Annotated in this window: 23 protein-coding genes; 17 read left to right on the forward strand and 6 right to left on the reverse strand. The window is 67.7% G+C overall.

Annotation, left to right across the window (positions count from 1 at the left end):
• On the reverse strand, positions 1-463 hold a 463-nt coding region (locus tag FB475_RS27720), incomplete at its 3' end, for a hypothetical protein (RefSeq protein ID WP_202878557.1).
• Positions 464-1,147: 684 nt separating this feature from the next.
• On the opposite strand from FB475_RS27720, the gene FB475_RS27725 reads away from it, so the two are divergent.
• The 6 genes from FB475_RS27725 to xylA all read left to right on the forward strand — a co-directional run bounded on the left by FB475_RS27725 (position 1,148) and on the right by xylA (position 8,653).
• Positions 1,148-1,816: a hypothetical protein gene (locus FB475_RS27725; RefSeq protein ID WP_141859873.1), complete on the forward strand. Its 669-nt coding sequence runs from the start codon at positions 1,148-1,150 to the stop codon at positions 1,814-1,816.
• Entirely contained in the window at positions 1,794-3,122 is a 1,329-nt protein-coding gene (locus FB475_RS27730; RefSeq protein ID WP_141859875.1) for an amidohydrolase, read from the forward strand. The genes FB475_RS27725 and FB475_RS27730 overlap by 23 nt, the downstream gene beginning before the upstream one ends.
• Before the next feature lie 1,102 nt (positions 3,123-4,224).
• Entirely contained in the window at positions 4,225-4,920 is a 696-nt protein-coding gene (locus FB475_RS27735) for a hypothetical protein (RefSeq protein WP_141859877.1), read from the forward strand.
• Positions 4,921-5,038: 118 nt separating this feature from the next.
• A complete protein-coding gene (locus tag FB475_RS27740; RefSeq protein ID WP_141859879.1) occupies positions 5,039-6,256 on the forward strand; it encodes an ROK family transcriptional regulator in 1,218 nt (405 codons plus the stop codon).
• 76 nt (positions 6,257-6,332) lie between these two features.
• Entirely contained in the window at positions 6,333-7,496 is a 1,164-nt protein-coding gene (locus tag FB475_RS27745) for a Gfo/Idh/MocA family protein (RefSeq protein WP_141859881.1), read from the forward strand.
• Complete coding sequence (gene xylA, locus FB475_RS27750; RefSeq protein ID WP_141859883.1) at positions 7,493-8,653, forward strand: xylose isomerase; 1,161 nt, start codon at positions 7,493-7,495, stop codon at positions 8,651-8,653. Before FB475_RS27745 ends, xylA begins: the two co-directional genes overlap by 4 nt.
• Positions 8,654-8,657: 4 nt before the next feature.
• Here the strand turns inward: xylA and FB475_RS27755 are convergent, their stop codons facing one another.
• Positions 8,658-9,713, reverse strand: a complete 1,056-nt coding sequence (locus FB475_RS27755) for an epoxide hydrolase family protein (protein WP_141859885.1) — start codon at positions 9,711-9,713, stop codon at positions 8,658-8,660.
• Positions 9,714-9,767: 54 nt separating this feature from the next.
• On the opposite strand from FB475_RS27755, the gene FB475_RS27760 reads away from it, so the two are divergent.
• Positions 9,768-10,070 carry a hypothetical protein gene (locus tag FB475_RS27760; RefSeq protein WP_141859887.1) on the forward strand — a complete coding sequence of 101 codons (303 nt, stop codon included), beginning with the start codon at positions 9,768-9,770 and terminating at the stop codon, positions 10,068-10,070.
• Positions 10,071-10,076: 6 nt separating this feature from the next.
• Complete coding sequence (locus FB475_RS27765; protein ID WP_202878558.1) at positions 10,077-10,790, forward strand: YqjF family protein; 714 nt, start codon at positions 10,077-10,079, stop codon at positions 10,788-10,790.
• Here the strand turns inward: FB475_RS27765 and FB475_RS27770 are convergent.
• Positions 10,787-11,509 carry a tetratricopeptide repeat protein gene (locus tag FB475_RS27770; protein ID WP_141859889.1) on the reverse strand — a complete coding sequence of 241 codons (723 nt, stop codon included), beginning with the start codon at positions 11,507-11,509 and terminating at the stop codon, positions 10,787-10,789. The genes FB475_RS27765 and FB475_RS27770 overlap by 4 nt on opposite strands.
• A gap of 67 nt (positions 11,510-11,576) precedes the next feature.
• Between FB475_RS27770 and FB475_RS27775 the strand changes: the two genes are divergently transcribed.
• Complete coding sequence (locus FB475_RS27775; RefSeq protein WP_238332477.1) at positions 11,577-12,071, forward strand: MarR family winged helix-turn-helix transcriptional regulator; 495 nt, start codon at positions 11,577-11,579, stop codon at positions 12,069-12,071.
• 168 nt (positions 12,072-12,239) lie between these two features.
• On the opposite strand, the gene FB475_RS27780 is transcribed toward FB475_RS27775, so the two are convergent.
• Entirely contained in the window at positions 12,240-12,824 is a 585-nt protein-coding gene (locus tag FB475_RS27780; protein ID WP_141859891.1) for a GNAT family N-acetyltransferase, read from the reverse strand.
• Positions 12,821-13,615 carry an SGNH/GDSL hydrolase family protein gene (locus tag FB475_RS27785; RefSeq protein ID WP_202878559.1) on the reverse strand — a complete coding sequence of 265 codons (795 nt, stop codon included), beginning with the start codon at positions 13,613-13,615 and terminating at the stop codon, positions 12,821-12,823. The genes FB475_RS27780 and FB475_RS27785 overlap by 4 nt, the downstream gene beginning before the upstream one ends.
• 28 nt (positions 13,616-13,643) lie before the next feature.
• Here FB475_RS27785 and FB475_RS27790 point away from each other — a divergent pair, with 28 nt between their 5' ends.
• From FB475_RS27790 to FB475_RS27820, 7 genes are all read left to right on the forward strand, one after another.
• Positions 13,644-14,075, forward strand: coding sequence for a cupin domain-containing protein (locus FB475_RS27790; RefSeq protein WP_141859895.1), 432 nt, complete (start codon positions 13,644-13,646; stop codon positions 14,073-14,075).
• Between the two features lie 9 nt (positions 14,076-14,084).
• The gene (locus FB475_RS27795) at positions 14,085-17,078 is read left to right on the forward strand and encodes a sacsin N-terminal ATP-binding-like domain-containing protein (protein ID WP_141859897.1); all 2,994 of its coding nucleotides are present in this window, start codon (positions 14,085-14,087) and stop codon (positions 17,076-17,078) included.
• Between the two features lie 239 nt (positions 17,079-17,317).
• Entirely contained in the window at positions 17,318-19,150 is a 1,833-nt protein-coding gene (locus FB475_RS27800) for an ABC transporter substrate-binding protein (protein ID WP_141859899.1), read from the forward strand.
• Positions 19,147-20,241, forward strand: coding sequence for an ABC transporter permease (locus FB475_RS27805; RefSeq protein ID WP_141859901.1), 1,095 nt, complete (start codon positions 19,147-19,149; stop codon positions 20,239-20,241). The genes FB475_RS27800 and FB475_RS27805 overlap by 4 nt, the downstream gene beginning before the upstream one ends.
• Positions 20,242-20,246: 5 nt before the next feature.
• Entirely contained in the window at positions 20,247-21,122 is an 876-nt protein-coding gene (locus FB475_RS27810) for an ABC transporter permease (RefSeq protein WP_238332478.1), read from the forward strand.
• On the forward strand, positions 21,115-21,924 hold the full coding sequence (locus FB475_RS27815; protein WP_141859904.1) for an ABC transporter ATP-binding protein: 810 nt from the start codon (positions 21,115-21,117) through the stop codon (positions 21,922-21,924). The genes FB475_RS27810 and FB475_RS27815 overlap by 8 nt, the downstream gene beginning before the upstream one ends.
• Positions 21,921-22,808, forward strand: a complete 888-nt coding sequence (locus FB475_RS27820) for an ABC transporter ATP-binding protein (RefSeq protein WP_141859906.1) — start codon at positions 21,921-21,923, stop codon at positions 22,806-22,808. The genes FB475_RS27815 and FB475_RS27820 overlap by 4 nt, the downstream gene beginning before the upstream one ends.
• A 63-nt stretch (positions 22,809-22,871) precedes the next feature.
• On the opposite strand, the gene FB475_RS27825 is transcribed toward FB475_RS27820, so the two are convergent.
• Positions 22,872-24,905, reverse strand: a complete 2,034-nt coding sequence (locus tag FB475_RS27825) for a phosphocholine-specific phospholipase C (RefSeq protein WP_141859908.1) — start codon at positions 24,903-24,905, stop codon at positions 22,872-22,874.
• Between the two features lie 168 nt (positions 24,906-25,073).
• Here FB475_RS27825 and FB475_RS27830 point away from each other — a divergent pair, with 168 nt between their 5' ends.
• Positions 25,074-26,435, forward strand: a complete 1,362-nt coding sequence (locus FB475_RS27830) for an NAD-dependent succinate-semialdehyde dehydrogenase (protein ID WP_141859909.1) — start codon at positions 25,074-25,076, stop codon at positions 26,433-26,435.
• Positions 26,436-26,440 lie beyond the last annotated feature (5 nt).

Raw genomic sequence — 26,440 nt, forward strand, 5'->3', positions numbered from 1 at the left:
CGCCCTGCGCCACCGGTTCCCGCTGACCTGGGCCCGGATCCAGGCAGGCGAGGCCACCCCATGGAAAGCCAGGCAGATCGTGCGCGCCTGCACCAAACTCGACCACGCCGCAGCCGAGTACGTCGACCGCCGCGTCGCCGCGATCATCGACACGATCTCCCCGTACCGTCTCGAGAAGATCACCCAAGCCGCCAAGCAGTACGCCGACCCGCAACGCGCCGCCGACGAGACCGCCGAGGCGGCCGACGACCGAGGCGTGTACGTCGGCCGCGGCGACAAACACGGCAACAAAACCATCTACATCAAAGCCCCCGCAGCCGCCGTCAACCGCCACGACACCGCCATCACCAACATCGCCGAAGCCCTCAAAGCCCTCGGCGACACGCGCCCACTCCAACACCGCCGAGCCGAAGCCGTAGGCATCCTCCCCGACCCCCGCTTCACCCAAGAACTCCTCACCCAAGCACACCAAACCCCCATCCAGCCCCCTCTCACCGAGCCCGCTCCAACTGAGTCTGCTGCGGCGCGCCCCGCTCCAGCCGAGCCCGCTCCCGCCGCGCAGGCATCGTCCGAGCCCGGTCCTGGCGGGCCTGGTCCTGACTGGCCTGCTCCCTCCTGGCCTGCTTCGACCGAGCCCCCTTCGACTGGCCCTGTTCCCGCCGGGTCTGTTCCTGCTCGGCCGACTGCCACCGCGCCCGCTCCGGCTGGCGCTGCTTCGACCCGACCTCTTCCTGCCGGACCCGGTCCCACTCGGCCCGCTCCCGCCGGGCCTACTGCCGCCGCGCTCGCTCCGGCGGGGCCCGCTCCGACCGAGGCTGCTTCGACTGGGGCTGCTGCGGCTGGGGCTGCTTCGCCTGGGCCCGTCCCCACAGGAGCTACTTTCGCCGGGCTTGCTCGTGGCCGTCCTGCTCCTGCCCGGCTTGCTGCTGGCGGGCCCGCTTCCGGCGGAGATGCTTCCGGCGGGCTGGGGTTCAGTGGCGCGGCTGCGGGCAGGGGCGCAGCAGGTGGCCTGCTGGAGCAGTTCGGGCCGCCGGATGATGAGTGGTTGGAGGCTGCTGGGCCCGAGGATCGCGAGCCGGTTTCGGATCCTTTCGATGCGCGAGTGGGCGGCCTGGATCCGCGGCGCGATCCGGCTGAAGGTGCGCCGATGACTCCTGCGGCGCTCCAAGCCCTCCGCGCCCGGCTCGCGCAGGTCAAGCAGGACGCTTATCGCGAACCGAGCCGGCGCGGCCGACGGGACGGCGCGGACAACGGACAGATACGTCCGGGGAAGACCGAGGTCGTGGTGCATCTGACCGATCACACCCTCGCGACCGGCACCGGCGTACTACGCGCCGAAGGTATTGGACCTCTTCTGGCCGCCCAACTCAGCGAACTCATCGGCCACGGACCGTACGTCGTGAAACCCGTCATCGACCTCAACGACGCCGTCAGCGTGAACGCTTACGAGATCCCCACCCGCATCCGCGAACGCGTCAAGCTCATCCACCCCGTCGAACTCTTCCCGTACGGGACCCGCGAAACGACCAACACCATCGACCTCGACCACATCGAGCCCTACGACCCACTCGGTCCACCTGGGCAGACGAGTACGGCCAATCTTGCGCCACTGGGGCGGTTCGGGCATCGGGTGAAGACGCATGCCCGTGGCTGGAGCGTGCGCCGGGTTGACGACAGGACCATCGAATGGACCACGCCTCACGGCTTCAGGTTCCGCGTTGACCCGAACGGGACACATCGGGTGGACCCTCGGATCGATCAGACTGCCGTACACAGCTCAGTCAGGAGGACGAATGCCGCGACTGATGATCCGTAACGTCTCGGTCCTTGTCGTTCCGGAGCAGGGGGAGTGCCGCGTCGACGATGCGCAGGACGTCCACGTCCAGGATGACCTGATCGTTGCGATCACCCCCACCGATCCGAGCGACCAAGCGGATGAGGTCATCGACGGGACCGGGCTGCTGGCAATGCCGGGACTGGTGAACTCGCATACGCACAGTCCGATGGTGATGATGCGCGGAGCCGCGGAGGATCTGGCGATCGAGGACTGGTTCAACCAGCGCATCTGGCCGATGGAGGTGAACCTGACGCCGGAGCGGGTGCGGGTCGGCGCGCGGCTGGCGTGTGCGGAGATGCTGCTCGGTGGCGTGACCATGTTCGTCGATCACTACTTCCACGCTGACCAGATCGCCGCAGCCGCGATCGAGTCGGGCATCCGGGCGGACCTCGCGCCGACCTTCTTTTCCTCGATGGAGAAGGGGACCGAGGCAGCCCTCGATGCGACCCGTGCGCTCGCGCGTCTGCATCCGCGGATCACCGCGTGCCTTGGGCCGCATGCGACGTACACGGTGAACGAGGACGATTTGCGGCGTGCGGCGGAGGTCGCGCGGGACGAGGGATTCCGGATCCACCTGCACGCGGCGGAGACCGACGACCAGACGCAGGCGTCGCTGGACAAGTACGGGGCCACGCCGATCCAGGTGCTCGAGCGTACCGGGGTGCTCGATGCCGGCGTACTGATCGCGCACGGGTGCGGGATCCGGGTGACTGATCTCGCAATCCTGGAGCGGTACGCCGACCGTACGGCGGTGGCGTCCTGTCCGAAGGTGTACCTCAAGCTCGCGATGGGTGAGGTCACGCCGATCAAGGGACTCCAGGCAGCGGGTGTGAGCGTAGGTGTCGGGACCGACGGCGCCGCGGTACACAACACGCTCGACGTCTGGGAGGCGATCCGCATGGTCGCTCTCACCCAAAAGCAACGCGAGAACGACGCCGAGTGGATGACGATCTCAGACACGCTCCGTCTCGCGACGAGGGGGAGTGCGGCGGCGGCAGGTCTCACGGGCAAGGTGGGCGTGCTGGAGGTCGGCCATCAGGCCGACGTGGCGCTCGTGGATCTCAGCGGACCGCACAACCAGCCGCTCCACGATCCGCGGGCGGCCCTTGTGTACTCGGTCAGAGCCAGCGACGTCGTCACGGTCCTCGTTGCCGGGCAGATTGTCGTACGCGATCGCCGGCTCACCACGATGGATCTCGACGAGGTCGTGGCCGATGCGCGGTCCCTCGCACACACCCTCGTCGATTTGTCTGCTGGGGGCGCCGTCCAGCATTACGACCCCTAAGCCCTTTGGTACGCCGGTACGCGGGTACGCCGGTACGCCGGCGTGACGCCCGCGTGTGGGGTCGGCGTGGTCGGGATGTGGCTTCACCGGAGGGTTCGCGCTGGCCACCGCGGGCTAGGGCGGTGGAGGCGCGAGCGGTCAGCCGGCGGTCGGGTACGTCGCCTCGCGGCTGTGTCGACGCCGTTTCGGTGAGCGCGACGCTGCGCCGTGACGGAGGCGTCTCGCCGCAAGAACTCGACAAGCTCAAACGGATCCGGACCGACGGGGCTTTGCGTTCCCGGATGCAGTCGGCAGGACCGGAGGGGTGTGGTCCAGCCGGGCCGGAGGGGTGCGGTCCGGCCACGGGCGGACGGGGGTGGTACAGCCGGACCGGAGGGCGTGTGGTCCGGCTACGAGCGGAGGGGTGCGGTTCAGCCGGGCCGGAGCGGTGTGGTCCGGCCACGGGCGGACGGGGGTGGTTCAGCCGGACCGGAGGGCGTGTGGTCCGGCTACGAGCGGACGGTGCGGTTCAGCCGGGCCGGAGCGGTGTGGTCCGGCCACGAGCTGATGGTGCGGGTGAGCCGGACCGGAGGGGTGTGGTCCGGCCACGAGCAAGGGTGCGGCTCAGTTAGACCGGAGGGGTGCGGTTCAGCCAGACGGGAGCGAAGCTGGAGGGGATCGTGACGCTGCGTGCGCGGGTCGGCGACGCGGGGGAGGAGATCGCGCGCAGGTGTTGCTGCGGCAGTTGTGTGGCCCTGGCTGGCTGGCTCCAGGCCCGGTGAACCTGAGGGGCCCGCGCAGCGCACGCGGCGCGCTCATCTGGGCCTGGGCGAAGATCGGCCGACGTCGTCGCGCCCACACCGGGGGATCGACGGAGCATCCGTCTGCGATGGGCTGATGACGGTGTGTGGGGAAATGCAAAGATCGCGTTGGGTAAGTCGAACGGTGTGATTCGGGGGCGCGCTTGCGGGGAAGTCTCACGTTGTCCGGGGGTTGTTTGTTGCTGTCCGCGAGGCTGGGGGAACGGTGGGTGACACCATCATTTTTCCTCTGGTCCTGGGTACCGGACACGTGGCACGATCGGCCACCGAGGCACCACAGGGGACTGGACGAGTGAGGCTGCATGAACGGGCGGACTGCGGAGGACAACCGGCTCCCGGTGAACGGGACCGCGAGTACGAACGGAACCACCAACGGTCACGGTCCGCAACCAGCCGCTAACCTCGGTGCACCGGCCGAGTGGCGTTCGGGGCAGCAGATCGCCGAGATCAAGCCGCCGAAGTCGGAGTGGCTGTCCGAGGTTCGCGACCGTCCACGGGACCCGAACGGGACGACGCTGCGCCAGTTCAACACCCCGGTCCGGGTCGACGAGATCGCGGTCGCCGCGATGACGCTCGCCGAGGACCTGCACGCGGCGACGCAGAACATGCCCGAGTCCGTCGAGCTGCGGCGGTTCCGCCGAGAGCTCGACCAGGCCGCGACGACGTTCCGCGATATCGCCAGCAAGCTGGAAGTCACCGCGGGCAAGCTCGTCCGGCTCGCGGCGAACGAAGGCCAGGCGTGCGGTGTCGGCTGGGGTGTCTGCCCCGAGCACGGCCTGACGTTGATGAACATGGGCGAGACCGCCACCTGCCACGTGCTCGGCTGCGGCCGCGAGAACGTGGGCGAGGTCGAGCGCTGCGAACACCCGGTCGCGTACCGGGTCGTCGACGCGGCCGGCCCGTCACTGCTCACCTGTGCCGGCCACGCCATCGCCTGCCGCCTGTACTTCGACAGCCCGGTCATCACCGCCACCGCCGACAGCATGGAGCTGTTCTAGTCGGCAAAAGTCCGGCAACAATCTGCAAGAACTTCACTGCAACGGACCTCTTGACGTCAAACCAGCCTGAACTTAGTTTGTTGGATCAACAGACAAAGTCGACGGAGAGGTTGCCGCCATGGCGATTCGGGGTGTTGCCGCCGATCACGTGACGTTGCGCCGCAACAATCTCTCGGTCGTACTCCGGCATGTCCACGACCTCGGCCCGCGCTCGAGAGCACGGATCGCCGAGGAGACCGGTCTCAACAAAGCCACCGTCAGCAGCCTGGTCGCCGAGCTCGTCGATCGCGGCCTGCTCCGCGAGGGCTCCGCTGACTCCAGCCGCGCCCTCGGCCGCCCGGGACAGCTCGTCGAACTCGACGGCACCGGCGTCTGCGGAGTCGGCGCCGAGATCAACGTGGACTACCTCGCCGTCGTCGCCCTCGACCTCACCGGCAACGTCGTGTTCGAGAAGCGCGTACCGGTGGACGTCGCGCACCTCGGACCCGACACAACCCTCGACCGGTTCGCCGAACTCGTCCAAGAAGCCGTCGCCGCGGTACATGCACGCCAAGGGCAACTGGCCGGCGTCACGCTCGCCGTACCGGGTCTGGTCGAAGGCGAGACCGGCGAGTTGAAGCTCGCCCCGAACCTGGGCTGGACAGAAGTGTCCGTCGCCAAGGAAATGCGCGCCCGCCTCGGCGAACCGACGTACCCGCTGCATGTGGAGAACGAGGCGAACCTCGCGACCCTGGCCGCGTACGCCGAACTGCGCGAGCACGATCTCGTACTCCTCACCGGCGCCGTCGGTGTCGGTGGTGGCGTGGTCTCCGGCGGCCAACTGCTCCGCGGCGCGCACGGCTACAGCGGCGAGGTCGGCCACATGCCGGTCGCGCCGCCCGGGCAGACCTGCGGCTGCGGCCGTACCGGTTGCTGGGAGACCGTCGTCGGCCTGACCGCATTGTTGCGCAAGGCAACGGATCGCGACGACCCGGTCCGGGATCCGTCGCTGGACGTCGAGCAGCGACTGGCCGGCATCGTGCAGCGCGCCGAGGCGGGCGACGTACGGACCCTCGACGCGTTGAAGGACGTCGGTACCTGGCTGGGCATCGGGGGCGCGATCCTGGTGAACATCCTGAACCCGGCGGTGCTCGTCCTCGGCGGGTACTTCGCCGTACTCGGACCGTGGCTGGAAGAACCGCTGGAGAAGGCGCTCCGCGGACGCGTGCTCGCGCCGGAGGGCGGCGGTTGCCGGGTGGTCCGTTCCGACCTGGGCTTCGGCGCAGCCGTCCGCGGCGGCGCGCAGATCTGTCTCGATCAAGTATTCGCCGACCCGACACAGCTAGGAGAGTCATGACCGAACGAAGTGAGGTCATCAATTCAATACAGTCGACTCGTGCCTCATCGGCGCCCGGAGCGAAGCGAGGACGCCGATGAGTGACCTGGGCATCGGCCTGATCGGCTACGCGTTCATGGGCGCGGCCCACTCGCAGGCCTGGCGGAGCGCACCGCGCTTTTTCGACCTGCCCCTCGACCCGCAGCTGAACGTCCTCTGCGGCCGGAACGCCGACGCGGTCGAAGCAGCACGAGTCAAGCTCGGCTGGAAGGAGACCGAGACCGACTGGCGCAAGCTGCTGAGTCGCGACGACGTCCAGCTGATCGACGTCTGTACGCCGGGCGACAGCCACGCGGAGATCGCGATCGCCGCCCTCGAGGCCGGCAAGCACGTGCTGTGCGAGAAGCCGCTGGCGAACACCGTCGAAGAGGCCGAGGCGATGACCGCCGCGGCGGAAGCCGCCAAGGCGAAGGGGATCCGGTCGATGGTCGGGTTCACCTACCGCAGAGTGCCGGCGATCGCACTGGCCAGGCAGCTCGTTGCCGAGGGCAAGATCGGGACGATCCGGCACGTCCGCGCGCAGTACCTGCAGGACTGGATCGCCGACCCGGAGGCACCGCTGTCCTGGCGGCTGGACAAGGCCAAGGCCGGCTCCGGTGCGCTCGGCGACATCGGCGCGCACATCGTCGACATGACGCAGTACATCACCGGCGACACGATCGGTGAGGTCAGCGCGCGGCTGGAGACGTTCGTGAAGGAACGTCCGGTGGCCGCGGAGCACTCCGGGCTTTCCGGTACGGCGGGCACGGAACGCGGTCCGGTGACCGTCGACGACGCTGCGGTGTTCCTGGCGACGTTCCGCAGCGGCGCGCTCGGCGTGTTCGAGGCCACCCGGTTCGCGACCGGCCGGAAGAACGCGATCAGGATCGAGATCAACGGCAGCGAAGGCAGTCTGGCGTTCGACTTCGAGGACATGAACCTCCTGCACTACTACGACGCAGGAGACGACGCGCGGACGGCGGGCTTCCGCCGCATCCTCGCCACCGAACCCGACCACCCGTACGTCGGCGCGTGGTGGCCGCCCGGCCACCTGCTCGGGTACGAGCACGGGTTCACCCATCAGGCCGTCGACCTGGTCACGGCGATCGCCGACGGCACCGACCCGGCGCCGTCGTTCGCCGACGGGCTGCAGGTCCAGCGCGTGCTGGCCGCGGTCGAGGCCAGTTCGAACTCACGTCAATGGCAGGAGATTGCAGGATGACTGACTACACACCGTCCAAGGACGACAAGTTCTCCTTCGGGCTGTGGACCGTCGGCTGGCGAGGCGTCGACGTCTTCGGTACCGCGGTACGCCCGGCGATGGACCCGGTGCACGCGGTCGAGAAGCTCGCGGAGTTGGGCGCCGCCGCGGTGACGTTCCACGATCAGGACGTCGTACCGGACGACAGCACCCGTGACCAGGTGCTCGAGCGGTTCAAGAAGGCGCTCGCCGAGACCGGTCTGGGCGTCGAGATGATGACGACCGACCTGTTCAGCCACCCCGTCTTCAAGGACGGCGGCCTGACCGCGAACGATCGTCAGGTACGGCGGTACGCGCTGGCCAAGGTGCTGCGCAACGTCGACCTGGCAGCCGAGCTCGGCGCGACGACGTACGTACTGTGGGGCGGCCGCGAAGGTGCCGAGTCGGGCGGGTCGAAGGACGTCCGCGCGGCGCTGGACCGCTACAAGGAGTCGATGGACCTGCTCTGCGCGTACGTCCGCGAGCAGGGCTACGACATCCGGTTCGCGCTGGAGCCGAAGCCGAACGAGCCGCGCGGCGACATCCTGCTGCCGTCGATCGGCCATGCCATTGCCTTCATCAACGACCTGGCCGACCCCGAACTGGTCGGCATCAACCCCGAGGTCGGGCACGAGGAGATGGCCGGCCTGAACTACGCGCACGGCATCGCCCAGGCGCTGTGGCACGGGAAGCTGTACCACATCGACCTCAACGGGCAGCACGGTCCGCGCTTCGACCAGGACCTGCGGTTCGGTGCCGGCAACCTGCGCGGCGCGTTCTGGACGGTCGACGCACTGCAGGGATCGGGCACCTACCCGGCGTACGAGGGTCACATCCACTTCGACTACAAGCCGCCGCGGACCGAGGACGAGGAAGGCGTCTGGGAGACGGCCCGGGCGTGCATGCGCAACTACCTGATCCTGCGCGACAAGGTAAAGGCGTTCCGTGCGGACCCCGAGGTCGCCGAGGCGCTGGCCGCGGCGCGGGTCGCGGAGCTGTCCGAGCCGACCCTGGGCGAGGGCGAGTCCCTGGCCGACCTCCGCAACGAGAAGTACGACCGCGACGCACTGGCCGATCGCGGGCTCGGCTTCGAGAAGCTCGACCAGCTCGCGATGGAGCACCTGCTCGGCGTGCGGTAGCCCCTCAGAGCTTCGCGAAGAAGGCGCGGAGGTCCTCGACGACGAGCCCGGGGACCTCCAGCGCCGCGAAGTGCCCGCCGCGGTCGAACTCGGTGTAGTGCACGACGTCGAACTCCCGCTCGACGAGCCGGCGGACCGTGCTGTCGTTCGGGAACACGGCGAGGCCGGTGCGTACCGGACAGTACCGGACCTGCGCGCCCCACGCCGACTGCGCTTCGCGGTACAGCCTCGCCTGCGATCCCGCGGTCCGCGTCAACCAGGTCAACGTGACGGTGTCGAGGATCTGATCGTTGCTGACGGCACCTTCTCGGTGACCGTAGTCGTCGTACCACTCGAGGTTCCAGGCCAGTTGCCCGATCGGGGAGTCGAGCAACGAATAGGCGAGCGTCTGCGGGCGGGTGCTCTGGATCGCGGCGTACCCGGATCGTTCGTTCTGCCAACGATCCAGCCCGCTCAGCCGTTGCTGCTCCGCCTCGGTCAGCTCCTCGCCCTGCGGGAACACGAAGTACCCGTCGAGGTGCAGGCCGATCACCCGCTCCGGCACGATCCGCGCCAGCGCCGGCCCGATCCGGGCGCCCCAGTCGTACCCATGGACGCCGTACCGGGAGAAGCCGAGCTGCTCCATCAACGCGATCCAGGCGCGCGCGATCCGGTCGACACCCCAGCCGCTCGTGGTCGTCACGCCGCTGAACCCGAACCCGGGCATCGTCGGCACGACCACGGTGAAGTCCTTCGCGAGCGCGTCGATCACGTCCAGGTAGTCCGACGCCGCGCCCGGCCAACCGTGGAGCAGCAACAACGGCGTACCACGACCGGCCTGCAGGTAGTGCACCCGTTGCCCGTCGATCTCGGTCACGAACTGTGGATACGTATTCAGCCGTTTCTCGAACCGGCGCCAGTCGTACGCCGTCCGCCAGTACTCGGTCACGTCGCGCAGCCGGCCGAGCTCCACGCCGTACGACGAACCCGCGTCCGGCAACTGGTCCGGCCAGCGCGCCGCGTCCAGCCGGCGCTGCAACTCGTCCAACTCCGCCTGCGGTACCTCTGCTCGAAACTCCATGCCGGCAACGCTAGAAGCAGTACCGGACAGCCGTTGACCGCTACGCTCGACCTCATGAAATACGTCGCACGGATCGTCGAGGTGCCGGACCACGGCATCAAGCTGGAACCGGTGGACGGGACCACGGTTCCGGACCGACCGACCGAGGTGAACCTGCTCGGGATGGCGATCGCGCTGGCGCTCGGCGCGGCCGGGTACCGGCATCATGCCGAGCAGCGGGACCCGGAGCTCCAGACGCTGGACGCGCTGCTCGTGGGTGACGCGGTGATGCCGTGGAAACCGGGCACCGGCGGGTTCCTGGTGTGCGAGCTGAACGACGGTCGGCCGACGTGTGAGGTGCGGCCGGAGGCTGAGTGAGCCGGCGTGAGCTGGCCGGATTCACCTGTGCTGCCGCGGCCGCGGATCCTGCGGCAGCGGTGGCTCGATCTGACCTTTGTGCATTGGGCTTTCGAGCCCGATCAGCTCGCGCACTTCTTCCCGCCGGGTACGCGACCGGACACCTTCGAGGGGCGAACGTACGTCGGCCTCGTGCCGTTCCGGATGGTCGACACCGGCCTGCCAGTGGGTCCAGGTGTGCCGTACTTCGGCTCGTTCCTGGAGACCAACATCCGGCTGTACTCCGTCGACGACACCGGCCGGCGTGGTGTCGTCTTCCTGAGCCTCGATGCGAACCGGCTGGCTGTCGTCGCGGCCGCCCGGAGCGTGTTCGGCTTGCCGTACCGGTGGGCGCGGATGACGCACGAACGCGACCGCAATCGCCACCACTACACCTCGACCGTACGAGGCTCCGGCGCCTCCGCGACCGTTGACGTCGAGATGGGTGACCGTCTGCCGACCGGACCGTTGGAGGACTTCCTCACCGCCCGATGGGGCCTGCATGTCCACCGCGCCGGGCAGACCTGGTACCTGCCGAACCAGCACCCGCGGTGGATCCTGCACACCGCGACGCTGACCACGCTGGACGCGGACAGCCTGCTCAGATCGGTCGGTCTCGATCCGCCCGACCGCGCACCGGATCACGTCGCTTTCAGCGCAGGCGTTCCGGCAGAGTTCGCTGTCGCAGCCAGGTCCGGTTAACGGATCAGTTCCTCGGTCTGGGCGACCAGCCAGGGAATGCCCAGTTGCTGCGCCCAGCGGTTCACCTCGGTCGCGAGGCCCTTTGATCCCGCGGTGTCGCCCTCGTCGCGAAGGAGGATTGCTAGGTGGGCCTGTTGGGCGAGGGTTGGACGCAAGTGGCCGTTCTTCTGCAGTAGTTCGGTTGAGCGCTCCCACTGTTGTCTTGCGACCTCGAGGTTCCCAGCCGCGTGCGAGTGGTGGCCGAGGTGGCGGAGGGCCTGTGCCTTCGTCAGTTCGTCGCCGAGTTCGAGTGCGAGGGTGTAGTGCTCGATGGCTTCGTTCGGCTGCTCGTAGAGGTTGTCGGCGATCGCTCCGGCCCAGAAGTTCGCCGTACCGAGGCGGGCGTCGTCGGGGGCGTCCTTGATGAGCGTCAGCATGCGGTCGCGCAGCTCGCGGTCGCCTGACTTGAAGAGGGCGTTCGCATAGTCGTTGCGGAGCTTGAGCATTGCGAGATCCCACGAGTCCTCGGCGACTGCGCCGAGGGCGGCCGTTGCGTGGTCGGATTGTTGTCCGAAGTCGCGGTCGACGGCAACGGACGCTCGGGCGAGCGCGAGGATCTCCTGCTCTCCGGGGTCGTCGGTCTGGGCGGAATCGAGGAGGTCGGCGGCGGCAGTCCAATGGCCGGCGAGCATCAGTGTCTCGGCTGCGTCGGCGACCGCGGCGGCTGGTAGTTGGCTCATGCTGGGCACTGTATTTCGACGTCGAAAGATTTGACAACTAACCTTCAGTGGATGAAAAGTTGGATGGGTGAAGGATTTTGTGGACACTCACGTCGACCTCTGGTCCGGGGAGCTGCCGGAGCTGGACCGCGACGTCGAGGGGATCACGGTGCGGCTGCAGGTGCTCACGCGGTACCTCGAGCGCCGGCGGGAGGCCGTGCTGGCGACGTACGGGCTGCAGCTCTGGGAGTTCAAGACGCTGCACATGCTGCGCCGCGGCGGTTCGCCGTACCGAGCGACGCCTGGGCAGCTCGCCCGGCAGCTGGGCATGTCGCCGGCCGCGCTGACGAACCGGCTCGACGCGCTGGAGCGTCGTGGGTACGTCGAACGCACGCACGACCGCGACGACCGCCGCAAGGTTGTCGCGACGCTCACGCCGGAGGGGAACGAGCTCTGGGAGCGCGGAATCGGCGACATCCTCCGCGTCGAGAAGGAGCTCGTCCACCACCTCCCCGGACCCGATCGAACCACCCTCGACGACCTGCTGCGCCGCCTCGTCGTGGTCACCGGAGAAGATTTCTAGCCGCCGCGTGTCAAGATCGCCCGTCCGCTTCCGACGTACCTGTGTAAACGTCGAGAAAGGACGGACCGATGGAACCCCTCAACCTGATGGTGTCGCTGAGCCACTTCGCCAACGAGGACCCCAAGAACAAGCACGGTCTGAGCACACCGGCCGGCCGCCGTCGCAAGCTCAAGCTCTGGCGGCTGGGCGGTAGAGGGCATAGTGCATCGGTCCGCTATGCGGGAGTTCCAGCTCCGCGATGACGGTGAAGCCGAAGGATTCGTAGAAGCCCACGTTGGCGGGGTCCTGGGTCTCTACGAACGTGGGGGAGTTGGCCGCGTCGGCCATCGCCAGGCCGGGGCTGATGACTGCGTGGCCGAGGCCTTGGCGTTGACGGTCCGGGTGGACAGCGGCCAGCGCCAGAAGCCAGGCGGGGGTTCTGGGGTGGAAGAGCGCGATCGCCTGGCCGTACTCGGCGGTGAGGTCGGCCCTCGAGCCGGCGAGCTGCTTGAACTCCTCGGCGTGCGGCGCGAATACCTTGGCGGGCATGTCCGGCGGGAACCAGATCGCGACCGCGCTGACGTCGTCCGTGACCCACACGCGGCCGTGCGGCAGACCGATGCCGGCGACGAACAGCCGGTGGTACTGCGTGAGCCGCTCGAGGTACCCGTCCGGGTCGAGGCACGCGCGGGTCATTGGGTAGTCGAGCAAGGCCTGCGTCAGCGTGTCGACCGCCGCGTCGACGTCCGCCTCCGTTGCCTCGCGCACCTTCATCGGTCGAGCTCGGCCAGGATCAGATCGGCGACCGCGCGCATCCCGGCGGCGTTCGGGTGGTACGGGACGAAGCCGCCGAGCGTCGGTGGCAGCATCGTGAACCCGGTCGTCCACGGTTCGGGAGATCCGATCGCGTGATCGCGGCTGGCAGCGGACGCGGTGATCAGGTCCGCCCCTGTTGCCGCCGCTGCCTTCGCGAACGACGCGGCGAGTCCGTCGGCCATCATCGCGATGCTCGGCAGCTGTTCCTCGTTGAGCGGTACGTCGAACCGCGGCCGGGTGGCCGGTCCGACCAGGGTCAGGTAGTCGACGAGCATGATCCGCGCCTGGGGCGAACGTTCGCGGGCCTGCTCGACCACGGTGGTCAGCGAGTCCGTGAGGGTCTGGTACGCCGCTTCGTCCTTGAGGTAGCTGACCCGCGCGCGGATCCGGTTCGCGACCCTGCGGCCGAAGATCGTGGCCGGCTTCGCGATCGTGTTGAGGAAGCTGCCGCGCAGGAACGTACCGACGTACTCGAGGTCGTTGCCGCCGACCGTGATCGTGACGAGCGCTGTGTCGGGGGTGAGTGCATCGAGCTGCGGTGGCGCGTCGTTCTGCGGGGTGTCGAGGAGGTGCGCGGTGGTAGCGCCGGAGTACGTCACGTCGACCAGGTCGAGACCGCGGCCGGCGGCGACCAGGTGGGCGTAGTTGTTGCCCGAACGACCCGCGGGCAGATCTACCATCGGGCTGATCCCCGGCCCGGCCGCGAACGAGCTGCCGAGTGCGACGTACCGACTGCCGGATGCGATCACCGGATCACCATAGAACGAAGGGACAAATATGTTCACTCGGGGAGTACTCGCCGCCGTGGCTGCCGGGGGACTGGCGATCGGGCTGGTCCCGTCCGTCGCCGACGCGACACCGAGCTCGGGCGTGACCGCGACGATCATCTCGAAGTCGACGATCGGGCGGACGGACTACGTACTACGCGAGATCACGATCCAGCCGGGCGGTACTACCGGCTGGCATTTCCACGACGGGACCCTGTACGCGTTCGTGAAGGCGGGGATGTTGACGCACTCCGGGTCGAACTGCAAGACCGACGGGGTGTATCGCGCGGGGGCTGCGTTCACGGAGCCGAGCGGGTCCGATCATGTGCATGTCGGGCGGAACCTCGGGCCGAAGCCTCTCGTTCTCGATGTCCTGTACGTGCTGCCGACGGGCAGTCCGCTCTCCGAGGACGCACCGAACCCGGGGTGCCCGTTCCAGTAGCCTGCCGCCGTGACTGACGACGCGTTCGGAACGGCCCAGATCCGCCAGAAGGTCCTCGCTGCTTGGGCAGCTTCCCCGGTTCGCTTCCGCGAGGATGCGAATGCCGAGGAGGAATTGGTCCTCGGAGGGTACGCCGACCGCGTCGTCATTGAACTCGCCCAGAACGCCGCCGACGCCGCCACCCGCGCCGGCACCCTGGGGCGCATCCGCTACGAACTCCGCGACAACACCCTCGTGGTCGCGAACACCGGCGCCCCGCTGGACGCCGACGGCGTGCAGTCCCTGGCGACCCTGCGCGCATCGGCCAAGCGCGATGCCGCCAGTCCAGAAGCGCCGGGTGCGGAAGGCGCCGGTGCGGGTGGCGCGGGTGGCGCCGGGCGTGTCGCGCCTGTTGGGCGGTTCGGGGTAGGGTTCTCCGCTGTGCTGGCGGTGACGGATGAGCCGGTCGTGTTGTCGCGGACGGGTGGCGTGCGGTTCTCGAAAACCGACACGGCAGCGGCGATCGCAGACGTGCTTTCGTTGGAGACGGAGGTCCGTCGTCGCGACGGTCAGGCGCCGGTGCTGCGGCTGCCGTTCGAGGCCGAGGGGGAGCCGCCGATCGGGTACGACACCGCGGTCATCCTCCCGCTGCGCGACGAGGCTGCGGTTGCCCTCGTACGCCGGCTGCTCGCGGAAGCCGACGATGCCCTCCTCCTCGCGCTCCCCGGACTCGAACGCATCGAGATCGAAACCGACGACACTCGCCGCCTCCTCGAGAACGTCGAGGACCGCTGGTACGTCCACCGCACCGGCGGCGTCTTCACTCCCGCCGAACGCGAACAACTCCTCGCCGACCGCCCCACCGAAGAACGCACCCGCCCGGCCTGGTCAGTCGTCTGGGCCCTCCCACGCATCGACCGCACCCCACCAACCGTCCTCCACGCCCCCACGCCGACCGACGAACCACTGTCGTTGGGAGCGTTGCTCTTGGCAACATTCCCGCTCGACTCCACCCGCCGCCATGTCGCGAAAGGTCCGCTCACAGACCGCCTCGTACAGGAAGCGGCAACCGCGTACGCCGACCTCCTGCACGACCGTGCTGCGTCCGGCGACGACGTGCTGCGCCTGGTACCCACCGGCCTCGCGGCAGGCGCCCTGGACCGAATGGTCCGAGAAGAGATCATGCACCGTTTACCCAGCACTGCAATGCTTCGGGCGGCTGATGCCTCGGGGGAGCTGTTGCGCCCTCAGGATGCTGTGGTGGTCGAGGGCGCTGATGAGGCGTTCAACGGCGTGTTGGCGCCGATCGTCGAGGGGCTGATCCAGGCTCGCCGGGAGGACCGGCAGGTGTTGGACGCGTTGCAGGTCAGGCGGCTCGAGTTGGCTGAGGTGGTTGATCAGCTTGGGGGAGAGGGGTCGCCTGGGTGGTGGCGGGAGCTGTACGTGTCACTGGCGAACATGGTGACCGATCCGTTGCTGAGGGAGTCGCTGGGCACGCTGCCTGTACCGCTTGCTGACGGGCGGCTGGTGCGTGGGGCTCGGGGGCTGCTCCTGCCTGGGCCGGAGATTCCGCTCGACACGTTGGCCGCGTTCAGTGAGTACGGCGTGCGGGTCGTACACCCGGAGGCCGTCGCCCCAGCTCTCGAAAGGCTCGGCGCGATTCCCGCGACTCCGCGTACGCTGCTCGAGGACAGCTCCGTACGTACGGCCGTCGAGCACTCCGCCGACGCCGACGATCCGGACGCGATCGCCCACGCCGTACTCAGCCTGGTCGCCGCCGACCCGGCCCAGGCCGACGGTCTGTGGTGGCTCTCCGATCTCGTACTGCGTGACACCGACGGCGAACTCGTCCCCGCGAACGCCCTCGTCATCCCCGGCTCGCCCGCGCACGCGATCCTCGACCCCGACGAGGTCGCCCCGATCGCCGACGACCTCGTCGACCGCTACGGCCGTCCCGCTCTCGAGGCGGTGCTGTCCACTCTCGCCGTCGTGACCGCCGCCGACGTCGCGCTCGATCAACTCCCCGAATCGCTCCGGGATCTCGACGGGATCGAGGACTGGGTGTACGACGTCGCGCCCGGCGGATCGCCGTACGGCGCGACCGTGGGCGAAATCGAGGTGATCCGCGACCTCGACTGGATCACCAACTGGCCGAAAGCCCTGCAAATACTGGGCTCCGACCCCGACCTACGCCGCGCGCTCATCACCCCAGTCCGCGTCGTCGGCCCCGACGACCGCCCCCGCGACGTCCCGTCGTACGCCGCCTGGTGGATCCGCGAACATGTAGAGCAGTTGGCCGGCCGCGCTGACCCCGACGCAGAGCCGGTGCTCGCGACCTTCCTCGACGAAGCGCCCGGCTGGACCGCTGCCCTGGACCCGGAGGTGCGGACGGCGATCGGGCTGGTTCGGGACGTCGGCGATCTGGATGCGGACGGTCTCGCGCTGGTGCTCGAACGGCTTGCCGATCCGGAGCGGGACGTCGACGAGGCGTCGATCCTTCGGCTCTGGAGCCGGCTCGGGACGCTCGCGCTGTTCCCCGGCGACGCGCCCGACCACGTCCGCGTACTCGATCCGGAGGGCGGCACCCGCGTCACGGACGCCGATCACGCGGTGGTCGTCGACGGGCCGATGTGGGTGCAGCGCCACGATCTCGGCGGATTCGTGGTGGGGTCCGGGGCAGCTGCGGACGGGCTCAGCGACCTGTTCGACGTACCGCTCGCCCAAGAAGTTGCCGACGGCAAGATTGACGGTACGGGTACCGCGGCCGACGTACCGCCGATCGTCCGCGAACTGGTCCCCGAGGTGCCGGCCACCTGGTGGGAGCACGACGAGCTGACGGTCGACGGCGTCGAGGTCTCGTGGTGGGTGGACGCCGACGGCGCGCCGCACGCCGCGACGTTCGACGGGCTGGCAAAAGCACTCGCCTGGGCGGCCGGCCGCTGGGACCGACGCCATGTGATCCGCGCGGTTCTCAACGAACCCGACCGTTCCGTCGAACTCCTGACCGACGCGATCTACGACTGACCGGTTCCGGACGGTCGCCACGGGGCGTGACGACGGCTGGAAGCGTTTCCGCCTGCGGCGTCACCCAGAGCGAGAAACGTTGTCAGAGGTTGGTATATCGACTGATCTGCGGATATGACGTTGCGGTTTCAACGTGGGAACGAACTCTTGTCAACGTTGTCAACGCTACTTATAGTCCGTGGCACCTCTCGGTCGGTGATCCGCCTGTCCACGCAACGTAAACGGAGGTGACATTCGTCATGAACGATGCGCCGCGCCCGCAGTTCGAAGACGTCGCAGATGTCGTCCGCTACCAGTTGAGCCGCCGAGCCATGATGGGAGGAGGCGCCGCCGCGTTGACCGCGTTCCTGGCCGCCTGCTCCGGTGGCGGCTCGTACTCCGACAAGCCCGCGAACAACAAGCCCGTGGCGACCAAGTCCATCCAGATCGGCAAGGCGAACATCCCGGTCCCACGGGACCAGACGGTGATCGTCGGTCAGGTCGACTACACGGTGTTCGACAGCTTCAACGGCATGATCCCGAACGGCTCGCCCGGTGGTGCCGGCGTCGAGCTCAGCACCGAGCCGCTGTTCTTCCTCAGCTTCGCCACCGGCAAGCTGACGCCGTGGCTCGCGACGGAGTACAAGTACAACGACGACCACACCGAACTGACGCTGAAGTTCGACCCGAAGGCCCACTGGAACGACGGCCAGCCGCTCGGCGCGAACGACTTCAAGTTCACCGTGATGCTGCTCAAGGACCGCCCCGACCTGTTCGGTGGCGGCGGTGAGCTGAAGGAGTTCGTCAAGGACATCGAGGTACCGGACCCGCAGACCGCCGTGGTCAAGTTCCTCAAGCCGACGCCGCGGTTCCACTACAACTTCATCGCCGCGATCGCGGGTGCGCCGAACAACATCATGCCGGAGCACATCTGGAAGTCGCAGGACCCGACGAAGTACAAGGACAACCCGCCGGTCCGCTCCGGCCCGTACAAGCTGAAGCAGGCGATCCGGAACCAGAAGATGTTCGTCTGGGAGAAGGACCCGAACTACTGGAACAAGGACAAACTCGACGTCAAGCCCCAGTACGTCGTGTTCCAGAGCACGTCCAAGCAGGCCGACCAGGCCGCGCTCGCGTTCGAGCGGGCCGAGTTCGACGTCGGCTCGATCGACGAGCAGCACGCCAAGCAGCTGCGCAACACCGGGTACCCGAACCTCGTGACCACCCAGTTCCACGACCCGAACCCGCGGGTGATGTGGCTGAACTGCGACCCGTCTCGCGGGGTGATCGCCGAACCGAAGATGCACTGGGCGATCAACTACTGCCTGGACCGGGAGAAGATCGGCAAGTCCATCTGGCAGGTCCCGGTCCCGCCGGCCGTGTACCCGTGGGCGGACTACCCGACCAACGACAAGTGGAAGAACGACGACCTCGCGAACAAGTACAAGTTCGAGTACAACCTGGACAAGGCGACCCAGCTGCTCGACGAGATCGCGCCGAAGAACGCGGCCGGCAAGCGGATGTACAAGGGCAAGGAGATCAACCTCGAGATCATCACGCCGTCGCCGGTCGACGGTGGCGAGTACGCGATCGCGAACGTCCTGAAGACCGACCTGGCCAAGGTCGGCGTACCGGCGACGCTGCGCAGCCTGGCGGGGAACGTGCACGACGAGAAGTTCCAGCGCGGTCAGTACGACATCGACTCCAGCTGGGCCGGTTTCGCCATCGACCCCGAGCAGCTCTACACCGACTGGGAGAGCAGCAAGGCTCAGCCGATCGGCAAGAACGCGGCCGGCAAGAACAAGATGCGCTTCCGGAACGCGAAGTTCGACGAGATCTCCCAGAAGCTGGCCGGGCTGGACCCGAACAGTCCGGAGGCCAAGCCGCTGCTCGACCAGGCCCTGGAGATCTACTTCCAGAACCTGCCGCTGCTGTCGGTGATCCAGACCGGCTACCCGTCGTACTTCAACACGGCGTTCTGGAAGGACTGGCCGACCGACGACAACCTGTACGAGGTGCCGCTGAACTGGTGGCCGCACTTCATCTTCGTACTCGGCAAGATCACCGCCACCGGGCAGAAGGGACCGGCGTGACGGCGGAAGCCCCGCCGGTGGTAGCTGTGGACAAGAGCCAGGACTCCGCATCCCGTACCGGGGTGCGGGCCTGGCTGTCCCGGCATCCGCTGGCGGCGTACGCGATCCGCAGGCTCGGACTGTACGTCGTGGAACTCTGGGGCGCGTTGACCATCGCGTTCTTCTTCTTCCGGCTGATGCCGGGCGACCCGATCCAGACCCTGATCCAGTCCCTGCAACAGAACTACATCTACAACGCGCAGGCGAGTGCGGAGATCATCGCCCGCTACAAGCACGAGTTCGGGCTGGACGGCAACCTGCTCACGCAGTACCTGGTCTACATGCAGAAGCTCGTGCTGCATGGTGATCTCGGCCCGTCGCTCATCAACTACCCGACTCCGGCGCAGACCGTGATCCTGCGGTCGTTGCCGTGGACAATCGGTCTGCTCGGGATCTCCGCCGTCCTGGCGTGGATCCTCGGGATGGTGATCGGCGCGATCGCCGGCTGGCGGCGCGGGAAGCTCGGTTCCGCGATCGCCACCAACCTGTCGATCGCGCTGTCGCACGTGCCGTACTTCTTCGTCGCGCTGATCCTGGTGTACATCTTCGCGTACTCGATGGGCGTGCTGCCGGCCAGATCGGCGTACGACTCGAACATCAACCCTGGCATCACACCCGAGTTCATCGGCAGCGTGCTCAAGTACGGGCTGCTGCCGGGGTTGTCGATCGTGATCATCGGGACGTTCAGCTGGATCCTGTCCACCCGGATGCTGATGATCCCGATCCTCGGGGAGGACTACCTGGTGTACGCCGAGGCGAAGGGACTGAAGGGCCGCCGGATCCTGACCCGGTACGCGCTGCGGAACTGCTACCTGCCGCAGATCACCGCGTTCGGGATCTCGCTGGGCTTCATCTTCAACGGCAACGTGCTCGTCGAGCAGCTGTTCAACTACCCGGGGCTGGGGACCACGCTGGTCACCGCGATCCAGCAGCTCGACTTCAACACGATCCTCGGTGTCACCGACATCGCGATCTTCTCGGTGCTGACCGCCGTCCTGCTTCTCGATCTCCTGCTCCCGCTGCTCGACCCGCGGGTCAAGTACTGGAAGTGATGACGATGAGACTTCTGACCGCGGTACTGCGAACGATCCGGAACAGCCGGCGGCTGGCGACCGGACTGGTCATCCTCGGCCTGCTGGTCCTGCTCGCACTGTTCAGCCCGCTGATCGCGAAGGCGATCGGCGGGAGCCAGGACCCGATCGAGCTGGCGGCGTACGACAAGTGGCTCGTTCCCGGGCCGGATCATCTGCTCGGCACCGACCAGTTCGGCCGGGACGTGTTCGCGATGGTGGTGAAGGCGCTCGCGGTGTCCCTGCAGATCGGGGCGATCGCCGGCGTGATCTCCACCGTCGTCGGTGTGATCGTCGCGTTCGTCGCCGGGTACAAAGGCGGCTGGATCGACGGGATATTGTCCACGTTCACCGGGATCCTGTTGGTCATCCCCACGTTCCCGTTGCTGATCGCGCTGTCGGCGTACGCGAAGAACGTCAGCCTGTTCCAGGTCGGCGTGATGATCTCGATCTTCTCCTGGCCGTTCGCGGCCAAGACGATCCGATCCCAGGTGCTCTCGCTGCGAACCCGGCCGTACGTCGACCTGGCGCGGGTCAGCAAGGCGCGCGACATCGAGATCATCGTCACCGAGCTGCTGCCGAACCTGCTGCCGTTCATCGGCGTCGGGTTCGCGTCGTCGGCGCTCGGCGCGATCTTCGGCCTGGTCGGTCTGGAGATCATCGGCCTCGGGCCCGGTGGCGTGATCGACCTCGGGCAGATCATCTTCAACGCGATCGGCACCGGCGCGCTGACGCTCGGGGCGTGGCCGATGTTCGTGGTCCCGATCGCCCTGCTGACGCTGCTGTTCGCGGCGCTGAACATGGTGAACATCGGCCTCGAAGAGGTCTACAACCCGCGGCTGAGGGGAGTGGCCGGTGAATAACGTGCTTGAAGTGAACGGCCTCGAGGTCGTCTACTCCACCAACCGCGGAGATGTGAAGGCGGTCAGGGGGATCGATCTCGACGTACGCCGGGGTGAGATCCTCGGCATCGCCGGAGAGTCCGGCAGCGGCAAGAGTACGCTCGCGGTCGCGCTCCTCCGGCTCCTCAAGGCGCCGGGCAAGGTGACCGGGGGATCGGTGATGTTCCACCCGGCCGGGCGCTCGCCGGTCGACCTGCTCAAGGTGCACGGTGAACAACTCCGGGTCCTGCGGTGGTCGGCGTTGTCCTACCTCCCGCAGGGCTCGATGAGCTCGCTCAACCCGGTGATGCGCGTCCACGACCAGTTCAAAGATGTGATCCTGGAACACGCGCCGGCCCGCAAGGATTCCTTGGACGAGATGATTCCGAGGCTACTCGAGCAGGTCGGCCTGGAGGCGCGCGTCGGCCGGATGTATCCGCACGAGCTGTCCGGCGGGATGAAGCAGCGGGTGCTGATGGCGATCGCGGTCGCCCTCGAGCCGGACCTGGTGATCGCGGACGAGCCGACCACCGCGCTGGACGTGACGATCCAGCGGGTGATCCTGCAGTCGCTGGCCGATCTGCGGAGGGACTTCGGCGTGACGCTGATGGTGATCTCGCACGACATGGGCGTGCACGCGCAGCTCGCGGACCGGGTCGCGGTGATGTACGAAGGGCAGCTGGTCGAGGTGGGCGACGTACGGCAGGTGTTCAAGGACCCGCGGGACCCGTACACCCGGCAGCTGATCGACTCGATCCCGAAGTTCGGAAGGAGGGCCTCGTGAAGTCCGAGCTCGAACTTCGTGGTGTACAGCAACGGTTCCATGCCCGTGGAGTTGCCGAGGGCTACATCACCGCGGTCGACGACGTGAGCTTCAGCCTGGCCGCGTCACCACCGCAGATCGTCAGCCTGGTCGGGCAGAGCGGCAGCGGGAAGAGCACGATCGCCCGCAACGTCCTCGGCCTGCAGAAGCCGACGGCCGGCTCGGTGCTGTACGGCGGCAAGGACATCTTCAAGCTGAGCCGGGCCGAGTACGACGCGTACCGGCGCGACGTACAGCCCGTCTTCCAGGACCCGTACGCGATCTTCAACCCGTTCTACCGGGTCGATCGCGTGCTGTGGAAGGCGGTGAAGAAGTTCAAGCTCGCCTCCACCCGCGCCGCCGGATTGGCGTTGATCGAGGAGTCGCTGCGTGCCGTCCGGCTGGAACCGGAGAACGTCCTCGGGCGGTACCCGCACCAGCTGTCAGGTGGTCAACGGCAACGGATCATGCTGGCCCGCGTGCACATGCTGCGCCCGTCCTTCATCATCGCCGACGAGCCCGTGTCGATGCTGGACGCCCAGGTGCGCAAACACTTCCTGGACATCCTGCTCGACTTCCAGCGCGAACACGGTATGACCACGCTGTTCATCACGCACGACCTGTCCACGGTCTACTACCTCGGCGGCGAGGTCATGGTGATCACCAAGGGCCAGATCGTCGAACGCGGCCCGGTCTCGACGGTGATGCACGAGCCCTCCCACCCGTACACCAAACTCCTGCTCGACTCCATCCCGCAACCTGACCCCGACCAACGCTGGACCACCCGCATCGCCGTCGACGAACTCGACCACCTCGACGACCAAACCCCCGGCGACACGACCAAACCCGAAGCGCCGATCATCTAGCCGGCACAGGCGCTGGGGACCGGGGAGAAGCTATGGCCTCTCTCCGGTCCCCAAGAGACGTGGTCAGACCGTCTTGATGGCTGGATCGCTGATACCCGGGGCACCGGTTTCCACGTGGCCGGCGAAGCGGCGGAGGTACGTGGGGTCGGTGGTCGTGGTGACCGAGACGTCGTACCAGCGGGTGGTTGTGGTGATGGTGTGGGTGGTCTTGCCCGGGTGGAGGTCCAGGGTGGTTGACCTGCCGTTGTAGGTGTTGGTGATGGTGACGCGGCGGGCGACGTCGGTCGTCAGGGTGAGGACGACGTTGCCGGTGGTCGCGTTCTCGCGGGCGGTGATTTCCAGGGCGGTGGCGGGCTTGCCCTTGAAGGTGCGGAGGAAGCCGTTCGGGCCGTGGACGGTGAGGTCGGTGACGCCGCCGGAGTAGATCGGGTTCCAGCTGTCGGCGACGGTCTTTCCGGCCTCGGTGGTGTACGTCCACGGGCCGTCAGTGCGGTTCGCGGACGTGATCAGGAACTGGGCACCGGCGTGCGGGCCGGAGCTGAAGGTCAGCTTGTACTTGCTGTCGGCAACAGTTCCGTCGACGACCGGTGCGTAGGGCAACGGCCGGGTCCGGCGGCGGCCACGTTCCTGGGCCGGAAGCTTGCCGGACGCGGGCGGCGTCGGGACGTAGTCCGGGTGCCGCTTGTTGTCGGGCGGCTGGTACGCGCTGGTGTCCGGGAGCTTCGTAGGCCGCGTTGCCGACCTACCGAAGTCGAACGCGGACGACAGGTCGCCGCAGACCGCGCGCCGCCAGGGCGAGATGTTCGGCTCGTGCACGCCGAACCGCGACTCCATGAAGCGGATGATCGAGGTGTGGTCGAACACCTCGGAGCAGGTGTAGCCGCCGGTGCTCCACGGCGACACGACGATCATCGGCACGCGCTGTCCGAGACCGTACTGACCGTGCGCGGCCTTCGAGCCGGTGTAGAGATCCGGGTTCGGATCGACCGTCGACAGGCCTTGGTTCGCGTCCATCGGGGGGTAGGGCGGTACGACGTGGTCGAAGAAGCCGTCGTTCTCGTCGTACGTGATGAACAGGGCCGTCTTGCTCCACACGTCCGGGTTGGCGGTGAGCGCGTCGAGGACCTGGGAGATGTACCAGGCGCCGTAGTTGGCCGGCCAGTTCGGGTGCTCGGTGAACGCCTCCGGCGCCGCGATCCAGGAGATCTTGGGCAGCCGGTTGTGCTTCACGTCGGCCGCGAGCTGGGCGAACAGGCTCTCGCCCGCCTTGGCGTTCGTGCCCGTGCGAGCCTTGTCGTACAAGGGGTTTCCGGGTTGCGCGTTGCGGTAGTTGTTGAAGTACAGCAGCGAGTTGTCGCCGTAGTTGCCGCGGTAAGCGTCGTCGATCCAGCCCCAACCGTGATCGCCGTCCAGGCCGTCGCCGATGTCCTGGTAGATCTTCCACGACACCCCGGCCTTCTCCAGCCGTTCGGGGTACGTCGTCCAGCCGTAGCCGGCCTCGTCGTTGCCGAGGACCGGGCCGCCACCGGTGCCGTCGTTGCCGGTGTACCCGGTCCACATGTAGTACCGGTTCGGGTCGGTGGAACCCATGAACGAGCAGTGGTACGCGTCGCAGAGCGTGAACTTGTCCGCGAGCGCGTAGTGGAACGGGATGTCCTCGCGGGTCAGGTACGCCATCGTGGTCGGCGTCTTCGCCGGGATCCACTGGTCGTACCGGCCGTTGTTGAACGCGGCGTGCGCGTCCGGCCAGCTGTGTGCCAGGTCCTGGATGAACTGCAGCCCGAGATTGTCCGCCTCCGGCCGGAACGGCAGGATCTCCTGGCCGAGCGCGTTCTTCTGGTAGAACGTCGGCTTGCCACTGGGCATGGTCACCGGTCGCGGATCGCCGTACCCGCGAACGCCGCTGAGCGTGCCGAAGTAGTGATCGAACGACCGGTTCTCCTGCATCAGCACGACGATGTGCTCGACGTCCTGAATGGTCCCGAACCGGCGGTGCGCGGGAATCGCGGCGGCCTGCTCGATACTGCTCGCCATCGCGGCGAAGCCGGCCGAGGCGCCGGCCAGCTGCAGGAACCTCCGGCGGTTGATCTCTGGCATCCAAGTCTCCTGACGTTGCGGGCGGATGGAGTCTGATTCACCAGCAATGCATCGCAGGCACCCTAGTCTGAACGTTTCACCGACGGAAGATGAACTGACGGGGAGAGTGCGAATCCCAACGGCGACTGTATACAGTATGTGGATTGTCGTCTCTGGTTGGAGGGATTCATGTACTCGGTGACCGATCCGGCGCGTGGAGTGTTGGTGGAGGAAGTGGCCAACTGGACGGATGTGGAGGTGCAGGCGGCGATCGGGCGGGTGGCGGGGGCTTATCAGGGGTGGCGGGCGCGGGGTGTGGGGGAGCGGGCGGCGATTGTGGCGCGGGCGGCGGAGTTGTTCGCGGAGCGGGTGGACGACTTGGCCGCGATCATGACGCTCGAGATGGGGAAGCGGGTCAACGAAGGTCGCGGCGAGATCGGCATCGTCGTCGACATTTTCCGGTATTACGCGGAGCACGGGCCGGCACTGCTCGCGGACGAACCGGTCGAGATCACAGGCGGCCGCGCGGTCATCACGAAGGGCCCGATCGGAGCGTTGCTCGGGATCATGCCGTGGAACTTCCCGTGCTATCAGGTGGCCCGGTTCGTCGCGCCGAACCTGGTTCTCGGGAACACGATCCTGCTCAAGCACGCCTCGATCTGCCCGCGGTCGGCGCGGGCGATCGAGGAGATCCTGCACGCGGCCGGCGTACCGGACGACGTGTACGTGAACACGTTCGCGTCCAGCCGGCAGATCCCGGCGATCCTGGCCGATCCGCGGATCGCCGGCGTCTCGCTCACCGGGAGCGAGCAGGCGGGCATGAGCGTCGCCGCCGAGGCCGGGAAGAACCTGAAGAAGACCGTCCTCGAACTCGGCGGTTCCGACCCGCTGATCATCCTCGACACCAACGACCTCGACGAGACCGTCAACGCCACTGCGACCGCCCGGATGCGGAACTGCGGCCAGTCCTGCAACGCGCCGAAGCGGATGATCGTGCTCGCCGACCTGTACGACGAGTACGTCGACCGGCTGACCAAGCGCGTCACGGAGTACTACGTACCGGGCGACCCGGCCGATCCCGCGACGACCCTCCCGCCGCTCGCCTCGAACGCCGCCGCGGACGAGGTCGCCGCCCAGGTCGCGAAGGCGGTCGAGCAGGGCGCGACACTGCGCGCGGGCGGCCGGCGGATCACGCCCGGCGCGTACCTCGAGGCCACGGTCCTCACCGCCGTGACACCCGGGATGGACGCGTACTACGAGGAGATCTTCGGGCCGGTCGCGATCGTGTTCAAGGCCGAGGACGAGGACGACGCCGTACGGCTCGCGAACGACACGCCGTTCGGCCTCGGTGCGTCGGTCTGGGGTACCGATCCGGCCCGGAACCGCCGCGTCGCCGACCGCATCGACGCCGGCATGGTGTACCTGAACCGGGCCGGCGGATCCCAGGCCGACCTGCCGTTCGGCGGCATCAAACGCTCCGGCCTCGGCCGCGAACTCGGCCCGGCCGGCATCGAGGAGTTCATGAACAAGAAGTCCATTAGACTCGGCTGACAGCG

Origin of the sequence: Kribbella jejuensis (assembly GCF_006715085.1) — a bacterium.
GTDB classification, from domain to species: Bacteria; Actinomycetota; Actinomycetes; order Propionibacteriales; family Kribbellaceae; genus Kribbella; species Kribbella jejuensis.

Coding starts and splice junctions, on each gene's coding strand:
- FB475_RS27755 (WP_141859885.1), bottom strand. CDS start 9,713: ATGGAGTTTCGAGCAGAGGTACCGCAGGCGGAGTTGGACGAGTTGCAG.
- FB475_RS27790 (WP_141859895.1), top strand. CDS start 13,644: ATGTTCACTCGGGGAGTACTCGCCGCCGTGGCTGCCGGGGGACTGGCG.
- FB475_RS27725 (WP_141859873.1), top strand. CDS start 1,148: ATGACTCCTGCGGCGCTCCAAGCCCTCCGCGCCCGGCTCGCGCAGGTC.
- FB475_RS27825 (WP_141859908.1), bottom strand. CDS start 24,905: ATGCCAGAGATCAACCGCCGGAGGTTCCTGCAGCTGGCCGGCGCCTCG.
- FB475_RS27810 (WP_238332478.1), top strand. CDS start 20,247: ATGAGACTTCTGACCGCGGTACTGCGAACGATCCGGAACAGCCGGCGG.
- FB475_RS27830 (WP_141859909.1), top strand. CDS start 25,074: ATGTACTCGGTGACCGATCCGGCGCGTGGAGTGTTGGTGGAGGAAGTG.
- FB475_RS27780 (WP_141859891.1), bottom strand. CDS start 12,824: ATGAAGGTGCGCGAGGCAACGGAGGCGGACGTCGACGCGGCGGTCGAC.
- xylA (WP_141859883.1), top strand. CDS start 7,493: ATGACTGACTACACACCGTCCAAGGACGACAAGTTCTCCTTCGGGCTG.
- FB475_RS27735 (WP_141859877.1), top strand. CDS start 4,225: ATGAACGGGCGGACTGCGGAGGACAACCGGCTCCCGGTGAACGGGACC.
- FB475_RS27760 (WP_141859887.1), top strand. CDS start 9,768: ATGAAATACGTCGCACGGATCGTCGAGGTGCCGGACCACGGCATCAAG.
- FB475_RS27745 (WP_141859881.1), top strand. CDS start 6,333: ATGAGTGACCTGGGCATCGGCCTGATCGGCTACGCGTTCATGGGCGCG.
- FB475_RS27770 (WP_141859889.1), bottom strand. CDS start 11,509: ATGAGCCAACTACCAGCCGCCGCGGTCGCCGACGCAGCCGAGACACTG.
- FB475_RS27740 (WP_141859879.1), top strand. CDS start 5,039: ATGGCGATTCGGGGTGTTGCCGCCGATCACGTGACGTTGCGCCGCAAC.
- FB475_RS27800 (WP_141859899.1), top strand. CDS start 17,318: ATGAACGATGCGCCGCGCCCGCAGTTCGAAGACGTCGCAGATGTCGTC.
- FB475_RS27730 (WP_141859875.1), top strand. CDS start 1,794: ATGCCGCGACTGATGATCCGTAACGTCTCGGTCCTTGTCGTTCCGGAG.